Annotated in this window: 25 protein-coding genes; 3 read left to right on the top strand and 22 right to left on the bottom strand. The window is 71.4% G+C overall.

Annotated features, from left to right (window positions below; genetic code table 11):
* Nucleotides 1-5 precede the first annotated feature (5 nt).
* Nucleotides 6-227, top strand: coding sequence for a hypothetical protein (locus DAE25_RS06065; RefSeq protein ID WP_107765301.1), 222 nt, complete (start codon nt 6-8; stop codon nt 225-227).
* On the opposite strand, the gene DAE25_RS06060 is transcribed toward DAE25_RS06065, so the two are convergent.
* Both DAE25_RS06060 and DAE25_RS06055 read right to left on the bottom strand, forming a co-directional pair.
* Nucleotides 221-655, bottom strand: coding sequence for a GNAT family N-acetyltransferase (locus DAE25_RS06060; protein ID WP_107765300.1), 435 nt, complete (start codon nt 653-655; stop codon nt 221-223). The genes DAE25_RS06065 and DAE25_RS06060 overlap by 7 nt on opposite strands.
* 139 nt (nt 656-794) lie before the next feature.
* On the bottom strand, nt 795-1,286 hold the full coding sequence (locus DAE25_RS06055) for a GNAT family N-acetyltransferase (RefSeq protein WP_107765299.1): 492 nt from the start codon (nt 1,284-1,286) through the stop codon (nt 795-797).
* A gap of 357 nt (nt 1,287-1,643) precedes the next feature.
* On the opposite strand from DAE25_RS06055, the gene DAE25_RS06050 reads away from it, so the two are divergent.
* Nucleotides 1,644-2,993 carry an HNH endonuclease gene (locus DAE25_RS06050; protein WP_107765298.1) on the top strand — a complete coding sequence of 450 codons (1,350 nt, stop codon included), beginning with the start codon at nt 1,644-1,646 and terminating at the stop codon, nt 2,991-2,993.
* A gap of 270 nt (nt 2,994-3,263) precedes the next feature.
* Here the strand turns inward: DAE25_RS06050 and DAE25_RS06045 are convergent, their stop codons facing one another.
* Nucleotides 3,264-4,433: an MFS transporter gene (locus DAE25_RS06045; protein ID WP_199907452.1), complete on the bottom strand. Its 1,170-nt coding sequence runs from the start codon at nt 4,431-4,433 to the stop codon at nt 3,264-3,266.
* 58 nt (nt 4,434-4,491) lie between these two features.
* Between DAE25_RS06045 and DAE25_RS06040 the strand changes: the two genes are divergently transcribed.
* Nucleotides 4,492-5,478, top strand: coding sequence for a LacI family DNA-binding transcriptional regulator (locus tag DAE25_RS06040; RefSeq protein ID WP_159083604.1), 987 nt, complete (start codon nt 4,492-4,494; stop codon nt 5,476-5,478).
* Nucleotides 5,479-5,500: 22 nt separating this feature from the next.
* On the opposite strand, the gene DAE25_RS06035 is transcribed toward DAE25_RS06040, so the two are convergent.
* The 19 genes from DAE25_RS06035 to thrB form a co-directional block, all read right to left on the bottom strand.
* The gene (locus DAE25_RS06035; protein ID WP_056888469.1) at nt 5,501-5,959 is read right to left on the bottom strand and encodes a DUF2550 domain-containing protein; all 459 of its coding nucleotides are present in this window, start codon (nt 5,957-5,959) and stop codon (nt 5,501-5,503) included.
* Nucleotides 5,960-6,050: 91 nt separating this feature from the next.
* Nucleotides 6,051-6,449, bottom strand: a complete 399-nt coding sequence (locus tag DAE25_RS06030; RefSeq protein WP_056888470.1) for a F0F1 ATP synthase subunit epsilon — start codon at nt 6,447-6,449, stop codon at nt 6,051-6,053.
* The gene (gene atpD, locus DAE25_RS06025; protein WP_107765295.1) at nt 6,449-7,903 is read right to left on the bottom strand and encodes a F0F1 ATP synthase subunit beta; all 1,455 of its coding nucleotides are present in this window, start codon (nt 7,901-7,903) and stop codon (nt 6,449-6,451) included. Before atpD ends, DAE25_RS06030 begins: the two co-directional genes overlap by 1 nt.
* 2 nt (nt 7,904-7,905) lie before the next feature.
* Nucleotides 7,906-8,838 carry a F0F1 ATP synthase subunit gamma gene (locus DAE25_RS06020; RefSeq protein ID WP_107765294.1) on the bottom strand — a complete coding sequence of 311 codons (933 nt, stop codon included), beginning with the start codon at nt 8,836-8,838 and terminating at the stop codon, nt 7,906-7,908.
* A 2-nt stretch (nt 8,839-8,840) separates the two neighbouring features.
* Nucleotides 8,841-10,484, bottom strand: coding sequence for a F0F1 ATP synthase subunit alpha (atpA, locus tag DAE25_RS06015; protein WP_056888473.1), 1,644 nt, complete (start codon nt 10,482-10,484; stop codon nt 8,841-8,843).
* Between the two features lie 67 nt (nt 10,485-10,551).
* Nucleotides 10,552-11,367 (bottom strand): F0F1 ATP synthase subunit delta, encoded by an 816-nt coding sequence (locus DAE25_RS06010; RefSeq protein ID WP_107765293.1) that lies wholly within the window; start codon nt 11,365-11,367, stop codon nt 10,552-10,554.
* Nucleotides 11,367-11,924, bottom strand: a complete 558-nt coding sequence (locus tag DAE25_RS06005) for a F0F1 ATP synthase subunit B (protein WP_107765292.1) — start codon at nt 11,922-11,924, stop codon at nt 11,367-11,369. The genes DAE25_RS06010 and DAE25_RS06005 overlap by 1 nt, the downstream gene beginning before the upstream one ends.
* A gap of 29 nt (nt 11,925-11,953) precedes the next feature.
* Nucleotides 11,954-12,163, bottom strand: coding sequence for an ATP synthase F0 subunit C (atpE, locus tag DAE25_RS06000; RefSeq protein WP_036490454.1), 210 nt, complete (start codon nt 12,161-12,163; stop codon nt 11,954-11,956).
* A gap of 61 nt (nt 12,164-12,224) precedes the next feature.
* Entirely contained in the window at nt 12,225-13,046 is an 822-nt protein-coding gene (gene atpB, locus DAE25_RS05995) for a F0F1 ATP synthase subunit A (protein WP_234410876.1), read from the bottom strand.
* 13 nt (nt 13,047-13,059) lie between these two features.
* Nucleotides 13,060-13,278, bottom strand: a complete 219-nt coding sequence (locus DAE25_RS05990; RefSeq protein WP_107765457.1) for an AtpZ/AtpI family protein — start codon at nt 13,276-13,278, stop codon at nt 13,060-13,062.
* 57 nt (nt 13,279-13,335) lie between these two features.
* Nucleotides 13,336-13,776, bottom strand: coding sequence for a hypothetical protein (locus tag DAE25_RS05985; protein ID WP_107765291.1), 441 nt, complete (start codon nt 13,774-13,776; stop codon nt 13,336-13,338).
* Between the two features lie 82 nt (nt 13,777-13,858).
* Nucleotides 13,859-15,010, bottom strand: a complete 1,152-nt coding sequence (locus DAE25_RS05980) for an MraY family glycosyltransferase (protein WP_107765290.1) — start codon at nt 15,008-15,010, stop codon at nt 13,859-13,861.
* Complete coding sequence (locus tag DAE25_RS05975) at nt 15,010-15,666, bottom strand: L-threonylcarbamoyladenylate synthase (protein ID WP_056888478.1); 657 nt, start codon at nt 15,664-15,666, stop codon at nt 15,010-15,012. Before DAE25_RS05975 ends, DAE25_RS05980 begins: the two co-directional genes overlap by 1 nt.
* 4 nt (nt 15,667-15,670) lie before the next feature.
* Nucleotides 15,671-16,507, bottom strand: coding sequence for a peptide chain release factor N(5)-glutamine methyltransferase (prmC, locus tag DAE25_RS05970; protein WP_107765289.1), 837 nt, complete (start codon nt 16,505-16,507; stop codon nt 15,671-15,673).
* Nucleotides 16,504-17,577 (bottom strand): peptide chain release factor 1, encoded by a 1,074-nt coding sequence (gene prfA / locus DAE25_RS05965; protein WP_056888480.1) that lies wholly within the window; start codon nt 17,575-17,577, stop codon nt 16,504-16,506. The genes prmC and prfA overlap by 4 nt, the downstream gene beginning before the upstream one ends.
* A gap of 118 nt (nt 17,578-17,695) precedes the next feature.
* On the bottom strand, nt 17,696-17,932 hold the full coding sequence (gene rpmE / locus DAE25_RS05960) for a 50S ribosomal protein L31 (RefSeq protein ID WP_056888481.1): 237 nt from the start codon (nt 17,930-17,932) through the stop codon (nt 17,696-17,698).
* Between the two features lie 118 nt (nt 17,933-18,050).
* Nucleotides 18,051-18,422, bottom strand: coding sequence for a response regulator transcription factor (locus DAE25_RS05955; RefSeq protein WP_107765288.1), 372 nt, complete (start codon nt 18,420-18,422; stop codon nt 18,051-18,053).
* 41 nt (nt 18,423-18,463) lie between these two features.
* On the bottom strand, nt 18,464-20,512 hold the full coding sequence (rho, locus tag DAE25_RS05950) for a transcription termination factor Rho (RefSeq protein ID WP_107765287.1): 2,049 nt from the start codon (nt 20,510-20,512) through the stop codon (nt 18,464-18,466).
* Between the two features lie 199 nt (nt 20,513-20,711).
* Nucleotides 20,712-21,611: a homoserine kinase gene (gene thrB, locus DAE25_RS05945; RefSeq protein ID WP_107765286.1), complete on the bottom strand. Its 900-nt coding sequence runs from the start codon at nt 21,609-21,611 to the stop codon at nt 20,712-20,714.
* Nucleotides 21,612-21,614 lie beyond the last annotated feature (3 nt).

Here is a 21,614-nt window from a genome sequence, read left to right as displayed (position 1 = left end):
GCGGGATGAGGTCACCAGAGGCGCGCCAGGAACAGGCGGTCGAGATCGCGAGTGCCGTGGTGGTCTTCCTCGGGGTGCTGGCAGTAGGTGTCATTGCGCTCACCGCGGTGGGGCTGCTGACCGACATCTCGCGGAGCTTCGCGGTGGGCCTGACCTGGGTCGTGGGAGTCGCAGCCCTCGCTGCCGTCTCCCGCCTCGTGTCTCGTCGGAGTCCTCCGGGTCACTGACCACGTCGTTGCCCGGCCTGCCAGGAGGCGCGGGTCATCTCGTAGCCCACCTCGCCGTCCTGTCGGCTCGGGACGTCGTCCTTGCCGTTCGCTGCCCAGGTAGCGGTGTGCTCCATGCCGAGCTTCTCCAGCACGCGTCGAGAGCCAGTGTGGGCGGCCATCGTGCTGGCGAGGACCCGGTCGACCTCGGGCCGGGCAAAGGCATGCTCGAGCATCACCCGGGCACCCTCGGTGGCCAGGCCTCTCCCCCAGGACGCCGCCGCCAGCCGGTAGCCCACCCCGGACACCTCGGGATGCCCCTCGAACGACGACGCCGACCACCAGCCCTCGAAGGCCGCCCCCTCGAAGCCCGCCCAGTAGCCGAGTCCGCGCGCCGGGTCGCTCTGGCGTTCCCACCTCTGGTGCCACTCGTCGGCCGTCTCCTGCACCGTGGCCGCGCGGCCCCCGGACGAAGGTCATGACGGCCGGGTCGCTGTTGAGCTCGATCATCAGGTCCAGGTCGTCGGCCAGACCGGGCGCAGGACGAGGCGCTCCGTCGCGAGGGTCGGCAACGCCGGCGGGGACGAGTCACCCATGCTGGCCGTCGAGCTCCGACCGGCGCCGCTCCATCCGGCGCTCCTCGGGCCCATCGGCCGGCCAGCCCTCCGGGACACCCACGTCCACGAACCCCGCATGTTCGTACGCCGTCCGCGCCCGCTGGTTGTCGGTGCGGACCATCAGGAAGGTCGCTCTCCCCTGACTGGCGGCCCATTCGACGACACCGTCGATGAGCCGGCCGGCAGCACCCGTCCCGCGGGCGGCCGGAGCCACCCACATGGAGATCAGCTCCACCCAGTCGTCGTCGACGAGCTGCCCACTGACGACTCCGACCACGTGAGTCTCCTTGCGTGCCACGAGGTTCAGCGGGACCTGGGTGAGACGGGAACGCCAGCGCTCGGCGGGGGCGTCGACCCAGTCGGCGTGCCGGGAGCCGAAGGCCGCCGGCGACTCGGCCAGGGACTCCAGCCGCACCTCCCGGAAGGTCTCCCAGTCGGCCGGTCCGATGCGCGTGATGTCCACCTGCGGAACCTAGCAACGTCCAGCTCACCGCCGGGCAGGCGGCGCTCGCCTCGCCCGGCCGACTCCACGATCAACACCACCGTGCTGCGGGTGCCGGTCGACCGGAAGGACATGCGGGCGTACGCAACCGGCGCGGTCGCGGCGCTCGTCCTGAGGACGCGTTCGGGGGCGACGGGTGCTGGTCGACCGGAAGGACATGCGGGCGTACGCAACCGGCGCGGTCGGGACGCTCGTCCTGAGGACGCGTTCGGGGGCGACGGGTGCTGGCCACCGCGGCCGGCGGACGAGTCGGAGAGACCGTCCACAGGACGTCCTGAGGGGTTGCCATCCCTGCGCGTCAGGCGTAGAATCGAACACATGTTCGACATGCGCGCCACCGACCTCATGGAGCCACCGGCTCCCGCCGAGGTGGTGCGCGCCCTTCGAGCGACGGTCCTCGACATCGCCCCTGCCGGCGACCCCCGGGACGGCATCGACCAGATCGACGAGCTCGAGCGCCTCAAGTCCGCGATCTGCGCCGCCCAGGCCCGCATCGCCCACGAGATCGACCAGCACCGCCAGGCACAGGACCAGGCGCGTCGGGCGCTGGAGCCGCGCCGGCGGCGGACGAGCCCCGACGCCGGCATCAGCATGGAGCTGGGACTGGCGCGGCGGGAGTCGCCGCACGAGGGACGCCGCAAGCTGCGGCTCGCCCGAACCCTCCTCCACGACCTCCCGGAGACGATGGCCGCGCTGGAGCGCGGCGACCTCAACGAGCGACGGGCCGAGATCATCGCGACCGAGACGGCCGACCTCACCGCCGCGCAGCGACGGGCCGTCGACGCGGCGATCCGTCCCGACCTCCGCGGGCTGGGCGACGCAGACCTCCGCGACCTCGTCCGGCGTGAGGTGCTGAGCCGCGACGAGGAGGGCTGGCTGGCCCGCCACGCACGAGCCCGGACCAAGCGGCGCGTCAGCGGTCGCATCATCGGCGACGGCATGGGCCACCTGAGTGCGGTGCTGCCGGCGACCGACCTGTCCATGATCATGACGTCGCTCAACGACGCGGCCGAGGCGGCGCGGGCCGGTGGCGACGAGCGTGGCCGAGGACAGCTCCTGGCCGACACGCTCGTCGAGCGCCTGGGCGGCCTCGGTCGCACCACGCCCGCACCGACGGCCCTCAAGGTGGTCGTGAGCGCCGAGACCCTGCTGGGCGAGAGCACCGAGCCCGGCTACGTCCATGGCGCCGGCTACGTGCCCGCGTCGGTCTCCCGCCAGCTGGCCGTCGCCGGCGCCCAGCACCTGGGCTCGACCGTGCAGCGGTTGTTCGCCATGCCGCGGACCGGCGCACTCATCGCGATGGAGTCCGCCTCGAGCTTCTTCCGAGGCTCGCTCGCGGAGCTGGTGGACCTGCGCGACCGACGCTGCCGCACCCCGTTCTGCAACGCCCCGATCAGGCACCGCGACCACGTCGTCGCGCGGTCACGAGGCGGAGCCACCTCGGCCGACAACGCGCAAGGACTCTGCGAGGGCTGCAACTACGCCAAGGAGTCACCCGGATGGCGGCACGAGCCGGTGGCCGATCCTCTGGCCGTGACCGAGGTGGCGCTGACGACACCCACCGGCCACATACACCTGTCGCGCGCTCCGGCCCAGCCGATCGACCGTGACAGCGCCTCGCCGGCCGAGCGTCTCGCAGCGCGCATGCTCCTCGGGCGAGCTGCCTGAGCCTGCTGCCGGGGTCAGGCAGTTCAAGGTCCAGCCGCGTCAGCAGCGAGCCCGACCGACGCCCGCCGAGCCTGCGCACTGCTGCGCCGCCCGAACGGGCTCGCCGCACGAGTCCCGCTGCAGAGTCATGGCCGCGCGAAGTCCAGCGTTGCCTGGGCCTGCTGCAGGGTCATGGCCGCGCGAGGTCCAGCTGCGTCAGCCCGACGAACCCACCGACTGGCTCACCGGCCTGCGCGCGGCCGGGACCACGAGCGCTGCCGGCCGGCTCCGTCAGCCCGGCGAGCCGACCGACTGGCCAGCGGGCTTGCGCGCGGCCGGGACTGCGAGCGCCGCCGGGACGAGCAGGACGGCGACCACGAGCAGAGCGTTGAGCGTGCCGACCTGGTCGCCGACGAAGCCGAGGAGCGGGGGGCCGGCGAGGAAGGCGGCGTACCCGATGGTCGAGACGACGCTCACCCGCGCCGCGGCCCGGGCCGGGTCGTCCGCGGCGGCACTCATCCCGACCGGGAAGCCGAGGGACGCACCCGCACCCCAGAGGACGATGCCCGCCACGACGAGCGCCGGGTGGCCGCCGAGCACGATCAGCAGGACGCCCAGGCCGGCGGCGGCCATCGTCGACCAGAGCACGGCCGTGCGCCCCCACCGGTCCAGGAGGTGGGTGCCGGCGAAGCGGCAGGCGGTCATCGCGGCGACGAAGAGCCCGAAGCCGGCCACGCCGACCGCGTGCGACACGTCGTACCCGTCGACGAGGGCGACCGCGAGCCAGTCGTTGGCGGTGCCCTCGGTCATCGCCAGGGCCAGCACCATCACGCCGATGAGCAGGGTCCGCGGCTCGAGCCAGGCGCGGGCGGCGGAGGTCCGACCCGACTCCTCGACCTCCGGCACCGGCAGGAACGCGGCCGCGCCCCGCCAGACCACGGCGGCCGAGACCACGACCACGAGGACGAGGTGCGGCGCACTCGGCACGTCGAGGGCGACCAGCCCGGCACCGGCCAGCGCCCCGACGACCGTGCCGAGGCTGAAGCCGGCGTGGAAGCGCGGCATCACGGTGCGACCGAGACGCCTCTCGACCTCGGCGCCCTCCACGTTCATGGCCACGTCCCACACGCCGATGCCGACGCCGTAGAACAGCAGCGCGACGCCGGTGACGACCAGCGAGTCACCGAGCGCGAGCCCGGCGGTGCCGAGCCCGACCGCGGCCACGACGGCACCGGCGCGCAGCACCCGGACGGTGCCCCACCGCCCGATCGCAGCGCCGGTCGACGGCAGGGCCACGAGCGAGCCGATGGCGATCATGAGGAGCAGCACGCCCAGCCCGCCGTTGCTCAGCCCGAACCCGTCGCGCGCCTCCGGGATGCGGGACACCCAACTGGCGAAACAGAGTCCGTTGAGGATGAAGGCCAGCCCGACGGCGTTGCGGGCGGCGATGAGCTGGGGCACGAGCGCACTCCTGGTCGAAACGTTTCGATCGAATCGATTCGACGGTACCCTCTCCGCCATGGACGGACCAACTCGCATCCCGACCCTCGCGGACGTCGCGAGTGCCGCCGGCGTGTCCCTGTCCACGGCGTCGCTGGCCTTCTCCGGCAACAAGCCGGTCTCCGGGACCACCCGTCAGCGCGTCCTCGACGCGGCCACCGCCCTCGGCTACCCCGGCCCCAACCCGATCGCCCGGCACCTGCGCCAGGGCCGCAGCGGCGTCGTCGGCATCGCCCTCGGGCCGATCAGCACGGCCTTCCGCGACCCGGCCGCCCTGCCGATGCTCGACGCCGTCTCCGAGGTGCTCGGCGCCGCCGGCCTCGGGCTGCTGCTCATGGGTGACTCCGACGTCCACGAGCAGCCGCTGCTCCCCCTCGACGGGATCGTCTACAACATCTGCGGGCGCGAGTCCTGGCCGGCGTACGACGACTACGCGGCGCGCGGGGTCCCGATCGTGGTGGTCGAGGGTCCCGACTGGCCGGGGGCGACGTCCGTCGACGTGGAGAGCCGCGCCGGTTCCGCAGTGCTCGCCCGGCACCTGGCCGACCTCGGCCACGAGCGGGTCGCCACCCTCACGCTCGAGCCGTCCCACCCCCAGCGCGAGCGCCTCGCCGGCCTGCGCGAGGTCTTCCCGGAGGCCGAGGTGATCGGGGCGTGCCCCAGCGACACCGCCTCGGCCCAGCGGCTCGCCGCCGACTACCTGGCCGGCGGACCCGGCGTGACGGCCGTCGTGTGCCAGAGCGACGTGCAGGCGGCGGCGGTCGTGGCCGAGGCCCGTCGGCTCGGGCTCGACGTCCCCGGCGACCTCAGCGTCGCCGGCTTCGACGGCGTGCCGACCCCGTGGCTCGACCTCGAGCTCACGACGGTGGTCCAGCCCCTGCGCGACAAGGGTCACGCCACCGCGACCGCCCTGCTCGCCCTCGTCGCCGGGGAGCCGGCACCCGACGTGGTGCTGCCGGTCGAGCTGCGCGTGGGCGCCTCGACGGGACCGGCCCGGAGCGCCTGAGACCGGCGAGGAGGGGCTGCGGTCAGGCCCGGTTGCGGTTGCGGTCCCAGTCGGCGCCGGGCGGGCCGGCCTCGATCCAGGCCTGGAAGCCGGTGAGCGAGGCCTCGCTCATGGCGATCTCGAACGGTCCCCCGGCGGGCGTTGAGCAGCACACGACGACGTGTCCGGCGTACAGCGACATCTCCTCGGCACCGACGAGGTCGCGGCGTCCGGAGTAGGTCATCTGCTGGCGTGACCAGGACATCCGCGGCCTCGGCGAGAGCGAGAAGATCCGGAACCACTCCAGGGAGTCACCGCTGTAGCGACCCAGGCCCAGCAGCCAGCCGCGGCCCGGGTGGGTGGTGCGCATGCGGTAGCTCAGCTCGAACGTGCCGCCGTTGCGGGACAGGAAGCGACGGCGCACGATCAGGGCGACGCCGTACAGCAGGGGCAGGACCAGCAGGACGCCCGCGAACTCGAGCAGCCACTGCCACACCGGCATCCACGCCTCCCTGTTGCCACCGCCGAACGCAGTGAGCGCACGGACCGAGAGGTCCGTGCGCTCACCCTAGCGTCAGGTCTTCGTCAGTCCGTCAGGACGCCCGCTCGACGGCCCGGATGCGGGCCTCGGCGCGACGGACAGCCTCCTGGGCGGCGTCGTCGTTCTCGCCGCTGGACTGCGCCCGCTCGAGGTCCTGGCGTGCCTTCTCCAGGTCGATCTCGTGGGACATCTCCGCGTGCTCCGACAGGATCGAGACCCGGTTGTTGGCCACCGACAGGAAGCCGGCGTCCACGGCCGCGATCCACGTCTCGCCCTCGGCGGTCTGCACGTCGACGACACCCTCGATGATCACCGAGAGCATCGGCGCGTGCCCGGGCAGGATGCCGACGTCGCCCTCCGTGGTGCGGGCGATGACCATCTTGGCCTCGCCCGACCACACCAGGCGGTCGGCCGCGACCAGCTCGACCTGGAGGCTCCCGTAGTCGGCCATCAGAGCGTCTTCTGGATCTCAGCCCACTTGGCCTCGACGTCGTCGAGACCACCGCACATGAAGAACGCCTGCTCGGCGACGTGGTCGTACTCGCCGTCCGCGATCTTGTTGAACGCCTCGATGGTGTCGCCCACGGGGACCGTCGAGCCCTCGATGCCGGTGAACTGCTTGGCCACGTAGGTGTTCTGCGAGAGGAAGCGCTGGATGCGGCGCGCCCGGGACACGATGATCTTGTCCTCCTCCGAGAGCTCGTCGACACCGAGGATGGCGATGATGTCCTGGAGCTCCTTGTTGCGCTGGAGGATCTGCTTGATCCGGACCGCGCAGCGGTAGTGCTCGTCGCCGATGTACTGCGGGTCGAGGATGCGCGAGGTCGACGTCAGCGGGTCCACCGCGGGGTAGATACCGAGCGAGGCGATCTCTCGCGAGAGCTCGGTGGTGGCGTCGAGGTGGGCGAACGTCGTGGCCGGCGCGGGGTCGGTGTAGTCGTCCGCGGGCACGTAGATCGCCTGCAGCGAGGTGATCGAGTGACCACGCGTCGAGGTGATGCGCTCCTGCAGCTGGCCCATCTCGTCGGCCAGGTTGGGCTGGTAGCCCACCGCGGACGGCATGCGACCGAGCAGCGTGGAGACCTCGGAACCGGCCTGGGTGAAGCGGAAGATGTTGTCGATGAAGAGCAGCACGTCCTGCTTCTGCACGTCGCGGAAGTACTCCGCCATCGTGAGGGCCGACAGCGCGACGCGCAGGCGGGTGCCCGGCGGCTCGTCCATCTGGCCGAAGACGAGGGCGGTCTGGCCGATGACGCCGGCCTCCTCCATCTCGACGATGAGGTCGTTGCCCTCGCGGGTGCGCTCGCCGACACCGGCGAACACCGACACACCACCGTGGTCCTTGGCGACCCGGGCGATCATCTCCTGGATGAGCACCGTCTTGCCGACGCCGGCACCACCGAACAGGCCGATCTTGCCGCCCTGCACGTAGGGGGTGAGCAGGTCGATGACCTTGATGCCGGTCTCGAACATCTGCGTCTTCGACTCGAGCTGGTCGAACGCGGGCGCCTTGCGGTGGATGCCCCACCGCTCCTTGACGTCCAGCGTCTCGCCCTCGGCGAGGTTGAGGCAGTCACCGGTGGTGTTGAACACCTTGCCCAGCGTCACGTCGCCCACGGGCACCGTGATGGAGGCACCGGTGTCGGTGATCTGGCCACCGCGGACCAGGCCGTCGGTGGGCTTCATCGAGATGGCGCGGACCATGCCGTCGCCGATGTGCTGGGCGACCTCGAGGATGATCGACTGCTTCTCGCCGCCGAGCTCGAACTCGCACGTCAGTGCGTTGTAGATGGGCGGCATCGCGTCGGACGGGAACTCGATGTCCACGACCGGCCCGATGACGCGGGCGATGCGGCCGACCGAGCCGCCGGCCTGGTGGGTCGTCTCTTCAACAGTGGCAGTCATGTTCACTCACTCCCGGCTTGTGCGTCGGCAAGGGCGTTGACGCCACCGACGATCTCGCTGATTTCCTGGGTAATGCCAGCCTGGCGTGCCTGGTTGGCGATGCGCTTGTACTTCTTGATGAGCTCGTCGGCGTTGTCCGTGGCGGACTTCATCGCCTTCTGACGGGCGGCCAGCTCGGAGGCGGCCGCCTGCAGCAGGGCGAAGAAGATCCGGCTCTGGACGTAGCGCGGGAGCAGGGAGTCGAGCACCTCGGACGGCGAGGGCTCGAACTCGTAGAGCGGCAGCAGCTCGGCCTCGGTGGGCTTCTCCTCGCCCTCCACGACCTCCAGCGGCAGCATGCGCAACGCCACCGGCTCCTGGGCCAGCATCGAGCGGAAGCGCGTGTAGACCACGTGCACCTCGTCGACACCCGGCGCGGTGCCCTCCTCGGGCTCCCCACCGGTCTCGTTGAGGAACGCCGAGATCAGCGTCGAGCCGATGTCGCTGGCGACGTCGTACGTCGGCTGGTCGGAGAAGCCCGTCCACGACTGCACCACGGGGCGCTGCCGGAACTTGAAGTAGGCCTCGCCCTTGCGGCCGGAGACGTAGATGTCGACCTCCTTGCCCTCCTCCTTGAGCTTCTCGACGAGGCGCTCGGCCTCCTTGAGGACGTTCGAGGAGTAGGCACCCGCGAGACCCCGGTCGGAGGTGACGATCAGGATCGCCGCCTTCTTGGGGTCCTCGGGCTCCACCGTCAGCGCGTGGTCGACGTTGGAGAAGGTCGCGACGGCCGAGACCGCACGCGTGAGCTCACGGGCGTACGGCGCGGCCGACTGGGCCCGCTGCTGCGCCTTGATGATGCGGGACGCGGCAATGAGCTCCATGGCACGCGTGATCTTCTTCATCGACTCCGTCGACTTGATCCGCGCGCGGTACTCACGTACCGAGAGAGCCATCGTCAGCTCCGCTTCTGCTTGACGATCTGCTCCTGCTCGACGTCCTCGTCCTCGAGAGCGACGTGCTCCTCCTTGCCGGCCTTGATGCTCTGGCCGTCCGAGGTCTCGAACTGGTCGAGGAAGGAGTCGTACGCCTTCTCGAGCTCCGACTCGGTGGAGTCCTCGAACTTCTGCGACTCGCGGATGCCGGCGAGGATGCCCTCGTGGCTGCGACGCAGGTAGTCGAGGAACTCGTTCTCGAAGCGGAGCACGTCGTCGGTGGGCACCTTGTCCAGGCGGCCCGAGGTGCCGGTCCACAGGGACACGGTCATCTCCTCGACGGGGTACGGCGAGTACTGCGGCTGCTTGAGCAGGGCCATCAGGCGCTGACCGCGGTCGAGCTGCTGGCGCGAGGCCGCGTCGAGGTCCGAGGCGAACATGGCGAAGGCCTCCATGGCGCGGAACTGCGCCAGGTCGACCTTGAGCGAGCCGGTGACGGCCTTCATCGCCTTGGTCATGGCCGATCCACCCACGCGCGAGACCGAGACACCCACGTCGATGGCGGGGCGCTGGTTGGCCGCGAACAGGTCCGACTGCAGGAAGATCTGGCCGTCGGTGATCGAGATGACGTTGGTCGGGATGAACGCCGACACGTCGTTGGCCTTGGTCTCGATGATCGGCAGGCCGGTCATCGACCCCTTGCCCATCTCGTCGGAGAGCTTGGCGCAGCGCTCGAGCAGCCGGCTGTGCAGGTAGAACACGTCACCCGGGTAGGCCTCACGACCCGGCGGGCGGCGCAGCAGCAGCGACACGGCGCGGTAGGCCTCGGCCTGCTTGGTCAGGTCGTCGAAGACGATCAGGACGTGCTTGCCGTCGTACATCCAGTGCTGGCCGATGGCCGAGCCGGTGTAGGGGGCGAGGTACTTGAAGCCGGCGGAGTCGGAGGCGGGGGACGCGACGATCGTCGTGTACTCCAGCGCGCCGGCCTCCTCGAGGGCGCCACGCACCGCGGCGATGGTCGAGCCCTTCTGGCCGATGGCGACGTAGATGCAGCGCACCTGCTTGTCCGGGTCACCGGACTCCCAGTTGGCCTTCTGGTTGATGATCGTGTCGATCGCGATCGTCGTCTTGCCCGTCGACCGGTCACCGATGATGAGCTGGCGCTGGCCGCGGCCGATGGGCGTCAGGGCGTCGATCGCCTTGATGCCGGTCGCCAGCGGCTCGTGCACCGACTTGCGCACCATGACGCCGGGAGCCTGGAGCTCGAGCGCACGACGACCCTCGAGCGGGGTGATCTCGCCCAGGCCGTCGATGGCGGTGCCGAGCGGGTCCACGACGCGTCCGAGGTAGCCGTCGCCGACCGGGACCGAGAGGATCTCGCCCGTACGACGCACGGACTGGCCCTCCTCGATCTTGTCGAAGTCACCCAGGACCACGACGCCGATCTCGCGCGTGTCGAGGTTGAGCGCGATGCCCAGCGTGCCGTCCTCGAACTCGAGCAGCTCGTTGGCCATCACGGAGGGCAGGCCGCTGACGCGGGCGATGCCGTCCGCCGCCTCGGCGACGGTGCCGACCTCTTCCTTGCTGGCCGACTCAGGCTTGTAGTCGGACACGAAGCGCTGCAGCGCGTCCCGGATCTCGTCCGGACGGATCGAAAGCTCCGTCATCTGTCTTCCTTACTCTCGTCTGCTCGAAAAGTTCTAGGTGGGTGCGGGGTGGTGAGGGGCGGAGTCGTCAGCCGGCGAGCTTGCGCCGGGCCTCGTCGAGGCGGTTGGCGACGGTGCCGTCGATGACGTCGTCGCCGACCTCGACCTTGATGCCGCCGAGGACATCGGGGTCCACCACCACGTTGAGGTGGATCTGGCGGTCGTACTGCCGCGACAGCGCGTCGGTGAGGCGCTGGCGGTCGGCATCGGACAGCGCGTGCGCCACCCGGACGGTGGCGACGCGCTGGCCGTGCACGGTGGCCGCCACCTGCTGGTACGTCGCGAGCGCGGCCGCCACGGTGCGGTAGGTCCCGGCCAGCGACTGCTGGGCCAGGGTCACCGTCGCCGGGAGGGCCTTGCCGTCGAGGAGCGACCGCACCAGGGCTGCCTTGTCGGCCTGCGACCGCGAGGGGTCGGACAGGGCGTCACGCAGCCCGGGGTTGTCGTTGACCGCCCGACCGAACGCGAACAGCTCGTCGGCGAGACGACCGGAGTCGTCACCGGCCGAGCGGACCACGGCGACCTCGCTGAGGTGCTCGAGGGCGTAGGCCAGGTCCCGCGAGACCGTCCAGCGACGGCCGACGGCCGACGCGAGCAGGTCCATCGTGCCCCGGTCGACCTTGCCGCCGAAGATCTCGGAGACCAGGCCGGCCTTGGCGGACGCGTCGACGGACGCGTCCGTCGCGACCCGCCGCAGCGCCGCCTCCGAGCGCAGCACCGACGAGACCATGAAGAGGTCGTCACCGATGCGGCTCGCGTCCGCGCCGCCCCGCAGCGTGCTCTCCAGCTCGCTGGTGAGGGCTGCCAGGGCGTCGGCGGACGCTCCACGCAGGGCGCCTGCCATCAGTTGACCCCGCTCCCGGTGGTGGTCGAGCCGTCGGACTCGAGGTCGGCGAGGAAGCGCTCGACGACCCGGCTCTGGCGAGCCTCGTCGTCCAGGCTCTCACCGACGATGCGACCGGCGAGGGTCGTCGCCAGGGCGCCGACCTCGGCCCGCAGGGAGGTGACCGCCTGCTGGCGCTCGGCCTCGATCTGCGTCTTGCCGTGCTCGATGATGCGCGAGGACTCGGCCTGGGCCTGCTCGCGCATCTCGACGACGATCTGGGCGCCCTGCTCTCGAGCCTCCTCGCGGATGCGGGCGGCCTCGTGCCGGGCGTCGGCGAGCTGCTTCTCGAGCTCGGCGAGCTTGGCGTCGGCCTCGGCCTGCTTGGTCTCGGCCGCGCTCAGCCCGCCCTCGATCGCCTGGGTGCGCTCGGCGAACGTCTTCTCGAAGCTCGGCACGACGTACTTGCGGATCGCGAAGAACAAGATCGCGAAGACGATCAGCGCCAGCACGATCTCCGAAACGACCGGAAGTAGCGGGTTGTGCGCCTCTTCAGCCGCCTGGACAACGGTGAACACAGGTGATCTCCCTACTGCGGGGACGGTCGTCAGATGGGCAGGACGAACGCGAGCGCGACGGTGATGATGAAGAGTGCCTCAGCGAGAACGAAGCCAAGGATGGCGATCGACTGCAGGCGGCTCTGGGCCTCGGGCTGACGGGCGACACCGCTGATGAACGCGGCGAAGATCAGGCCGATACCGACACCGGGACCGATGGCGGAGAGGCCGAGGCCGATCATGTTGATGGAGCCTTCCACGGCTTTTCCTTTCGTCGGCGACGCGTCCATCGCGCCGCTGTTTGGCGAAACTTGTGGTGGGTCAGTGCTCGTCCGCGAGCGCTTCCCCGATGTACATCGAGCTGAGCAGGGTGAAGACGTACGCCTGGAGGAACATCACCAGCATCTCCAGGAAGCTGACCCCGATACCGAGGGCGAACGACAGGATGCCCACGCCGGCGTACAGCGCGTTGCCGCTGGTGAGCAGGGCCGCACCGCCGGTCGCGAACAGGATCAGCAGCAGGTGGCCGGCGAACATGTTGCCGAACAGACGCAGCGTGAGCGTGACCGGGCGGACGAGGATGTTGGAGAAGAACTCCAGCGGGACCAGCAGGATCAGGATCGGGCCGCCGACGCCTGAGGGCATCGTGGCGTGCTTGAAGTATCCGAACACCCCGTGCTTCCACATGCCGGCACCGACGTAGATCAGCCACGACATGAGGGCCAGCGGTATGACGAACCCGATGCGCGACATCGTGGGGAACTGCAGGAACGGGAAGATGCCGTAGTAGTTGTTCACCAGGATGAACATGAACAGCGAGAACAGGTAGGGCACGAACTTCATGAAGTGCTCGCTGCCGATGTTGTCGCGGGCCAGTGTGTTGCGCACGAAGCCGTAGACCGTCTCGCCCGCGAACTGGAGCCGACCCGGCACCATCTGCGCGTTGCGGGAGGCCGCGATCGTGAAGGCCAGGATGAGGACCGCCGAGAGGATCAGCAGCAGCATCGGCTTGGTCACGCCGAAGCCGGCGACCTCGAAGACCGGCGGCAGCTCGAAGCTGCCGGGTCCGGGCGCGATGAAACCACCGTCGCCACCCTCCGCCGCTACGGGTGTCGCCTCGCTCAGGCTCACGTGCACGCTCACTCTCTCTCCTGCCTTAGCTCTGCTTGTCCTGCCGCGAGGCAAGCCCGCCGAACCGACCAAAAGTCATGTAGATCGCCAGCGCGACCCCGAACAGGATCCCGACCGCGACCAGGAAACTCGTGCCCAGCCACCGATCGAGACCCCAACCGATGAGGCCGTAGACCGCTGCACCCGAGACGAGGTAAGAGAACGCCAACCAGGGGTCGCCGTGAGGGGGTTCGTCCGAGTGCATCGACGGAGCCTTCCGCTGAGCCATCGCGAACCGGACGATAGCAGGTGTGGTGGGTCATCACGCACCCGCCTCCGGGAGGTCGTAGACGGGGATCCGCGCCCGCGTGGCGGCCACGATCTGGGCCACCATCCACGCCAGCGTGGTCACCGCGACGCCTCCCCCGAACCAGCGTCGGTCGAGGGTGTCGGCCATCATCCCGCTGCGCACGAGCTGGAGCACGACGGCGGCCATCACGACCAGCTGGAGCGCGTAGGTCACGAGCGCCACGAGCACCGTGGCCCCCGGCATGACCGAGGCCACCGTGTTGAGCACGAAGACGCCGAAGCCGATCACCACCACGACCAGCAGGGTGCTCAGCAGGACGCTGCGGACCGCGGTGGCGTCGGCGACCAGCCAGGCGACGAGCGTCATCACGAGACCCGCCACGAGCGCCGCGCCGGCCGCCCCGAGGAGCACGGAGGCACCCGGTCGGGTGTCCTGCTTCGACTCGGTCGTCATGGTGGCGGCCGTCCTGTGGAGGGGGTCTGTCAAGGGTGCTGCGGGGCGGTCGGAACACCTCTCCGACCGCTCGTGAAAACTATCACAAAGTCCCCGTGGGCTCCGAACCGACGATCTCCGTCCCGGGGTGGCCGGGCTTCTTGAGCACCGGGACGAGGAAGGTGAGGGCGACGGTCAGCGCGAACATCGTGCCGAGGCTCCACCACATCCACGGACCGCTGTAGAGGCTGGTCAGCACCGCCCCGCAGGAGACGAGCCCGGCCCACAGCCACATGATGAGCACCGCCCGTCGCTGCGAGTGCCCGATCTCCAGCAGGCGGTGGTGCAGGTGCTGCTTGTCAGGGGCGAACGGCGAGCGGCCCGCGCGCGTGCGTCGTACGACGGCGAGCACGAGGTCGGCGACCGGCACCATCAGCAGGGACACCGGCAGCAGGACCGGCAGCACCGCGACGAAGATGCTGTTGCCGTCCGAGGAGATGTCGGTGCCGTTGAACTGCCCGGTGAGGGTCAGGGTGCTCGCCGAGAACACGAGCCCCAGCAGCATCGAGCCGGAGTCCCCCATGAAGAGTCGGGCCGGGTGGAAGTTGTGCGGCAGGAAGCCCGCGCAGACCCCGGCCAGCGCGGCGCTGAGGAGGGCCCCCGTGGTGGCCAGGGTGAGGTCCTTCTGCGCGGTGAGGACGTAGCAGAAGACGAAGAACGCCACCGCGCCGATGCAGACCACTCCGGAGGCCAGGCCGTCGAGACCGTCGACGAAGTTGACGGCGTTGATGGTCGCCACCACCACGATGACGGTGAGGAGGGCACCCTGGGTGGGGTCCAGGAGGAACTGGGAGCCGTCGCTGCCGGGCAGGTAGTAGAAGCGCACGTCGAAGTAGACGAGCAGACCCGCGGCGAGGACCTGGCCCCCGAGCTTGGTGAGCGCGTCGATCTCGAAGATGTCGTCGACGACCCCCACGGCGCAGATGAGCGCGCCGGCGACCAGCACGACGCCCGCGTCCCGGAAGACGAACGGGTCACTGCGGGACAGGAACGGCAGCTCGCGGGCCACCAGGTAGGCCGCGACGAGTCCGCCCAGCATCGCCAGTCCGCCGAGGTAGGGGATCGGCGCGTCGTGCACGTCGCGGTCCCGGACCGCGGCCACCGCCCCGCTACGCAGGGCGATCTCCCGGGCGATGACGGTCAGCAGGTAGGTGGAGGTGCCGGCCACCAGGAAGACGAGGAGGTACTCGCGCATCAGGGCTCGTCGGTGAGGGTCACGCCGAGCGTCTCGAGGGCCTCGTTGAGCTGGTCGAGCGAGAGCGCACCCCGGCGCAGGATGCGGCCGTGCGGGCCGGTGCAGTCGACGATCGTCGACGCCTCCCCGCCGAGGGCCGGGCCACCGTCGATGACGACCTCGACGTCGGCGCCGAGCATCTCCTCGACCTCGTCGGCGTCGCGGGCCGGCGGGCGGCCCGTGGTGTTGGCCGAGCTCACGGCCAGCGGGCCGGTGCGCTCCAGCAGAGCCAGCGCGAGCTCGTGGTCGGGCATCCGCACCGCGACCGTGCCGCGGGTCTCCCCCAGGTCCCACTGCAGCGACGTCTGCTGGCGGCACACGATCGTCAGCGGGCCGGGCCAGAAGCGCTCGACGAGCGCACGGGCGTAGTCCGGCACCCCGACGGCCAGGGCGTCGAGGGTCGTCGCGGTGCTCACGAGCACCGGCGGGGGCATGTCGCGGCCGCGGCCCTTGGCGTCGAGCAGCGCCTGGACGGCGTCGGGCTCGAACGCGTCCGCCGCGATGCCGTAGACGGTGTCGGTCGGCAGCACGACGAGCAGGCCCCGCCGCAGGGCAGCCGCCGCTGCGTCGATGGCCGCCTCTTGCTCGTCCTCGGTCGTCACGCCCAGCCGTTTCACGCGCTCATCGTGCCAGTCGCGCCGTCGTGAAGCGCGGACGACCTGCCAGATCACGGTGGTCGGCCACGTGGGCCCACCGTCCGGCGGAGCGCAGGACGGCCGGTGCGAGCTCGCCCTGGGCGTCGGCGTGCTCGAAGCCGAGCACTCCCCCGGGCCTCAGGAGCAGGGCGGCGCGGACCGACAGGACCCGGATGGCGTCGAGCCCGTCGTCGCCGGAGTAGAGGGCCAGGTGGGGGTCGTGGTCGCGGGCCTCGACCGCCACCGACTCCCAGGCCCAGAGGGGGATGTACGGCGGGTTGCACACCACCACGTCGACCGTGCCGAGCAGGTCCTCGAAGGCGGTGGCGAAGTCGCCGTGGCGCAGGTCGACCCCGGTCCCGGCCAGGTTGCGCTCGGCCCACGCGAAGGCGCCCTCGTCGAGCTCCACGGCGTGGACCCGCGCAGCCGGGACCTCGTCGGCCACCGCGCGGGCGATGGCGCCGGACCCGGTGCAGAGGTCGACGACGACGGGCGCGTCCAGGTCGGCCACCGCGTCGATCGCCCAGCCGGCCAGCAGCTCGGTCTCCGGTCGGGGCACGAAGACCCCCGGCCCGACGAGCAGCTCGACGTGGCGGAAGGCGGCACTGCCGGTGAGGTGCTGCAGCGGCTCGCGAGCCGCACGCCGCGCCACCAGCGCGTCGTACTGCTCCTGCTGGGCGGGCGACACCTCGTCGACGAGGACGAGGCGGCCGAGGGGCACGTCGAGGACGTGGGCGAGCAGCAGCTCGGCGTCCCGCTCGGGAGACGCGACCCCGGCCTCCCGGAGGACGTCCGCGGCCGCTCGGCGCAGCGCGCGGGTCACTGCTCGAGCGCCTCGAGCCGGGCCGCCAGGTCGGCGTCGATGCACGACTGGAGGACGGGACCGAGGTCCCCGTCGAGCACCTGGTCGAGGTTGTAGGACTTGTAGCCGGTGCGGTGGTCGGAGATGCGGTTCTCCGGGTAGTTGTAGGTGCGGATCCGCTCGGAGCGGTCCACGGTGCGGACCTGGCTGCGGCGGGCCTCGCTGGCCTCGGCGTCGGCCGCCTCCTGGGCGGCGGCCAGCAGCCGCGCCCGCAGGATGCGCATCGCCGACTCCTTGTTCTGGAGCTGGCTCTTCTCGTTCTGGCAGCTCGCCACGATGCCGGTCGGGACGTGCGTGATCCGCACCGCGGAGTCGGTCGTGTTGACGCTCTGCCCACCCGGGCCCGACGAGCGGTAGACGTCGATGCGCAGGTCGGCGTCGTGGATCTCGACGTCGACGTCCTCGGCCTCCGGCATCACCAGGACGCCGGCGGCGCTGGTGTGCACGCGCCCCTGCGACTCGGTGACCGGCACCCGCTGCACACGGTGGACCCCGCCCTCGAACTTGAGGAGGGCGTACGGCGCCCGGCCGGGCTCCGGCGTGCCCTTGGCCTTGACCGCCACGGTGACGGACTTGTAGCCGCCGAGGTCGGACTCGGTGGCGTCGAGGACCTCGGTCCGCCAGCCGTGGGCCTCGGCGAAGCGGGAGTACATGCGCAGGAGGTCGCCCGCGAAGAGCGCGGACTCCTCGCCGCCCTCCCCCGACTTGACCTCGAGGAGCGCATCCTTGGCGTCGGTCGGGTCGCGCGGCACCAGGAGGTGGCGCAGCCGCTCCTCGGCCTTCTCGCGGCGGGCCTCGAGCACGACGGCCTCGTCGGCGAACGCGGGGTCCTCGGAGGCGAGCTCACGGGCCGCCTCGATGTCCTCGGCGAGCTGGAGCCAGTCGCGCCACGTGGCCACCACCGCGCTGAGCTCGGCGTAGCGCTGGTTGAGGCGCTTGGCCAGCCGCTGGTCGGCGTGCGTCTCGGGCGCGGCGAGCTGCTCCTCGAGCTCGGCGTGCTCGGCGACGAGTCCCTCGACGGCCTCGAACATCACTGGGCTCCTGGTCACGGCGTACGGGCGGGTGGCTGGCGACAAATGCCTCGCGCTCTGCGCGACAAAAGCACAGCGCCGACCTCCCGCGGTGCGGGAGGCCGGCGCTGGAGGAGAGCTACTTGCTCTCGGCCTTCTCGGCCGGAGCAGCCTTCTTGGCGTAGCGAGCCTCGAAGCGGGCGACGCGGCCGCCGGTGTCGAGGATCTTCTGCTTGCCGGTGTAGAACGGGTGGCACTGCGAGCAGACGTCGGCCTTGAGCGAGCCGGAGGTCGCGGTGCTGCGGGTGGTGAACGTCGCGCCACAGGTGCAGGTGACCTGGGTGTCGACGTACGCCGGGTGGATGTCCTTCTTCATGGGATTCCTCTCGAGCCAATGCCGCCGGGTCGTCCACACGCGGCTGCGTGGACGTGAACCGGAGCCAGCACACAAGTGTGCCACCCGTGACAACGCGCCGCCCAATCGGGGCATTCCCCTACCGGCTGCGCGAGAGGAGCGCTTCTACCCGGGTCGCGAGCTCGCGCGGGCTGAAGGGCTTGGTGATGTAGTCGTCGGCACCGGACCCGAATCCGGTCTCGACGTCGGACTCCTGGGCCCGGGCCGTCAGCAGGATGACGGGCAGGTCGGCGAGCGCCGCGTCGGCACGGATGAGGCGCACCGCGTCGAGACCCGACAGGCCGGGCATCATCACGTCGAGGACGGCAAGGTCGGGTCGGTCGGCCTGGCAGGCGTCGACCGCCGCCTGGCCGTCGGACACCGCGACGATCTCGTGCCCGAGCGTGGAGAGCTTGAACTCCACGAGCTCCCGGATGTCGATGTCGTCGTCGGCCACCACGATGCGTGCCATGTCCGCCTCCTCGGTCCTGTCCCTGTCGACCCTAGCCCGCGTCAGCGACGCTTCGCGGCGCCGGCCACCGGGGCCCGCTGGACCTGGGTCAGCAGCTCGATGTTGGACTGCGTCGCCCGCACCCGTCCGAGGACGTCGTCGTGCGCCTCGACCGCGGTGCGGTCGAGCAGCGAGCGTCGCAGCTTCTCCACGATCTCCAGCTCCTCGCGGCTGAGGAGGAGGTCCTCGCGCCGCGTGCTGGAGGCGAGGACGTCGACCGCGGGGAACGTACGCCGCGCGGCGACGTCGCCGCTCAGCCGCAGCACGCTGTTGGCGGTGCCGGTGAACTCCTCGAGGATGACCTCGTCGGTCGCCGAGCCCGTGTCCACCAGCGCGGTGGCCAGGATGGTGAGCGACCCGCCCTGCTCGATGTTGCGCGCGGCGCCGAAGAACTTCTTCGGCGGGTGCAGCGCCGTCGCGTCCACGCCACCGGCCAGCACCCGGCCGTTGGCCGGCGCCGCCAGGTTGTAGGCCCGGCCGAGGCGGGTGAGCGAGTCGAGAAGGACGACCACGTCGTGGCCGAGCTCGACGAGCCGCTTGGCCCGCTCGATCGCCAGCTCGGCGACCATCGTGTGGTCGGTGGAGGGCCGGTCGAAGGTCGAGGCGATCACCTCGCCCTTGACCTGGCGCTGGAAGTCGGTGACCTCCTCGGGACGCTCGTCGATGAGCACGATCATCAGGTGGCAGTCGGGGTTGTTGCGCGAGATCGACGCCGCGACCGACTGCAGCACGGTGGTGATGCCCGCGTCCGGGGGCGCCAGCACGAGCCCGCGCTGGCCCTTGCCGATCGGCGCCACGAGGTCGATCATCCGGCCGACCAGGTTGCCCGAGTCGGTCTCGAGCCGGAGCCGGTCGTCGGGGTGCACCGGGGTGAAGGAGTCGAAGTCGACCCGCTCGCGCGCCGCCTCCGGGTCCGCCCCGTTGACGCTGTCGATGCGCACCATCGGGTTGAACTTCTCCTTGCGCTCGCCCTCGCGGGGCTGGCGCACCTGGCCGACGATGGCGTCGCCGCGGCGCAGGCCGAACTTCCGCACCATCGACAGGGAGAGGTACACGTCGTCGGTCCCGGGCAGGTAGCCCGAGGTCCGGACGAAGGCGTAGTTGTCGAGCACGTCGAGGATGCCCGCCGCCGGGACGAGCACGTCGTCCTCGAGCACCGTGGTGTCGGGCTCGTTGCGGTTGCCCGGGCGGTTGACGGCCCGCTCGCGGTCCCGGCCACGACGGCGACGGTTGCGGCGGCTGCCGCCCTCGCCGTCGTCGTCGAGGTCCTGCTGGTCCTGGCCGCCGTGCTGGCCCTGGTTCGACTGGCCCTGGTTCGACTGGCCCTGGTTGGGCTGGCTGTTCTGCTGGCCGCCCTGCTTGCCCTGCTGGTCACCCTGCTTGCCCTGCTGGTCGCGGGACCCGGCCTGCTGGCCGTCCTGGCGATCCTGGCGATCCTGGCGGTCCTGGCGGTCCTGGCGATCCTGCCGGTCCTGACCGCGCTGGCCCTTCTGGTCCTGGCCCTTCTGGTCCTGACCCTTCTGGTCGGACTTGGAGCGCTGGTCGTCCTGGCCGGCATCGTCCTGCTGGCGGGCCTGGTTGCGCGTGCGCTGGCGCGACGAGCGCGTCTCGCCCTGATCGTCGGTCGACTGGCCGGCGGACGACGAGGACTCGCCCTGCGCCTCCTCGGCGGGGCGGTCGTCGCGGGCCGGGCGGTCCTCGCGTGCGGGTCGCTCGTCCTGGGCCTGCTGGGCCGGGGCCTCCGCGGGCGGGGTCTGCTCGACGGCGGCGGCGGCCGTACGGCGCGCGGGACGCTGGGTGCGGGTGACGCGCGGGGCGCTCGCGGCGGCCGCCGGAGGCGCGCTGGCGGCGGCCGGGGGTGCGCTCTCGGCGGCCGGCTTGCCGGACTGCCCGGACTGGGCTCCCTTGATGGCGTCGACGAGCTGCGCCTTCTTCATGGAGCCCGCGCCGGAGATGCCCATGCCCGCGGCCATCGACTTGAGGTCGGCGAGGAGCATGGAGCTGAGCCCGCCCCCACGCTTCTTGGCGCTGGGCGTTGCTGAGTCGGTCACGTGAGCCCTTCCCACGCTTGGAGCCAGGCCCCGGACACGGGGCTGGCTGGTGCTGACAGGTGGTCCCGGGACCGGCTGGTCGCGCGCCGCTCGAGGAGGACACACCGGGAGGAGAGGGTGCTCCCTCGCCAGCGGCAGGACCGCAGCGGCGGGAGCTCACGCCGATACGGCGCGCCCACAGGCTAGCAGGGCCGTCGCGTCAGTCGGCCACCACGACGCCGCGCGCCTCGACGTCGAGGACGTGGTGCGTCCAGCCGGGCGGCGTGCGGTCGGTGAGGTCACGCCGGCCCGCGCCGACGAGGGCGAGCACGGTCGGCCCCGCACCGCTGATGACGGCGGGGACCCCGTCGGCCCGCAACCGGTGCACCAGGGCGAGCGAGTCGGGCATGGCCGGCTCGCGCTGCTCCTGGTGCAGGTAGTCGCGGGTGGCGGCGAGCAGGTGCTCGGGCCGCCCGGCCAGGGCGGCGACCAGCAGTGCCGCCCGGCCGCTGTTGGCCGCCGCGTCGGCGTGGGCCACGGTCGCCGGCAGGAGGCCGCGGGCCACCTCGGTGGCCACGGGGGTCGACGGCACGAAGACCTCCGCCCGCACCCGCGGGTCGACGGCCGAGGGGACGGCGTACCACTCCCCCGCCTCGCGCCCGCAGATGACGAAGCCGCCCAGCAGCGCCGGCGCGACGTTGTCGGGGTGGCCCTCGATGTCGGCCGCGATCCGCAGCAGAGCCGCGTCGTCGAGCAGCAGCCTGCCGCCCGCGACGAGGGCCCGGGCCAGCGCGACCCCGGCGACGATGGCCGCGGACGACGAGCCGAGACCACGGCTGTGGGGGATGACGTTGCGGCAGGTGAGGCGCAGCCCGGGCGGCCGCGCGTCCATGGCGTCGAACGCCGCGTGCATCGAGCGGACGACGAGGTGCGAGGCGTCGCGGGGCACGTCGGCGGCGCCCTCGCCGGTGACCTCCACCTCGATCCCCGAGGCGGTCACCTCGGCCTCGAGCTCGTCGCGCATCGACAGCGCCAGGCCGAGGGCGTCGAAGCCCGGACCCAGGTTGGCGGACGTGGCGGGGACGGTGACCCGGACGGGCCCGTCGACGTAGGTCGCCATGGA

It is taken from the genome of Nocardioides terrigena (assembly GCF_003047265.1).
In the GTDB taxonomy this organism is placed as follows: domain Bacteria; phylum Actinomycetota; class Actinomycetes; order Propionibacteriales; family Nocardioidaceae; genus Nocardioides; species Nocardioides terrigena.
This window is presented reverse-complemented; position numbering and strand designations above follow the sequence as displayed.

Bases quoted from the DNA above. Each gene is read 5' to 3' on its own strand.
- prfA (WP_056888480.1), bottom strand. From the start codon at position 17,577: ATGTTCGAGGCCGTCGAGGGACTCGTCGCCGAGCACGCCGAGCTCGAG.
- DAE25_RS05980 (WP_107765290.1), bottom strand. From the start codon at position 15,010: ATGCGCGAGTACCTCCTCGTCTTCCTGGTGGCCGGCACCTCCACCTAC.
- DAE25_RS06020 (WP_107765294.1), bottom strand. From the start codon at position 8,838: ATGGCTCTCTCGGTACGTGAGTACCGCGCGCGGATCAAGTCGACGGAG.
- thrB (WP_107765286.1), bottom strand. From the start codon at position 21,611: ATGGCGACCTACGTCGACGGGCCCGTCCGGGTCACCGTCCCCGCCACG.
- DAE25_RS06030 (WP_056888470.1), bottom strand. From the start codon at position 6,449: ATGGCCGACTACGGGAGCCTCCAGGTCGAGCTGGTCGCGGCCGACCGC.
- DAE25_RS06065 (WP_107765301.1), top strand. From the start codon at position 6: ATGAGGTCACCAGAGGCGCGCCAGGAACAGGCGGTCGAGATCGCGAGT.
- DAE25_RS05985 (WP_107765291.1), bottom strand. From the start codon at position 13,776: ATGACGACCGAGTCGAAGCAGGACACCCGACCGGGTGCCTCCGTGCTC.
- DAE25_RS06010 (WP_107765293.1), bottom strand. From the start codon at position 11,367: ATGGCAGGCGCCCTGCGTGGAGCGTCCGCCGACGCCCTGGCAGCCCTC.
- DAE25_RS06035 (WP_056888469.1), bottom strand. From the start codon at position 5,959: ATGCCGGTGTGGCAGTGGCTGCTCGAGTTCGCGGGCGTCCTGCTGGTC.
- atpA (WP_056888473.1), bottom strand. From the start codon at position 10,484: ATGACGGAGCTTTCGATCCGTCCGGACGAGATCCGGGACGCGCTGCAG.
- DAE25_RS06050 (WP_107765298.1), top strand. From the start codon at position 1,644: ATGTTCGACATGCGCGCCACCGACCTCATGGAGCCACCGGCTCCCGCC.
- DAE25_RS05955 (WP_107765288.1), bottom strand. From the start codon at position 18,422: ATGGCACGCATCGTGGTGGCCGACGACGACATCGACATCCGGGAGCTC.
- DAE25_RS05990 (WP_107765457.1), bottom strand. From the start codon at position 13,278: ATGCACTCGGACGAACCCCCTCACGGCGACCCCTGGTTGGCGTTCTCT.
- DAE25_RS06040 (WP_159083604.1), top strand. From the start codon at position 4,492: ATGGACGGACCAACTCGCATCCCGACCCTCGCGGACGTCGCGAGTGCC.
- rpmE (WP_056888481.1), bottom strand. From the start codon at position 17,932: ATGAAGAAGGACATCCACCCGGCGTACGTCGACACCCAGGTCACCTGC.
- atpD (WP_107765295.1), bottom strand. From the start codon at position 7,903: ATGACTGCCACTGTTGAAGAGACGACCCACCAGGCCGGCGGCTCGGTC.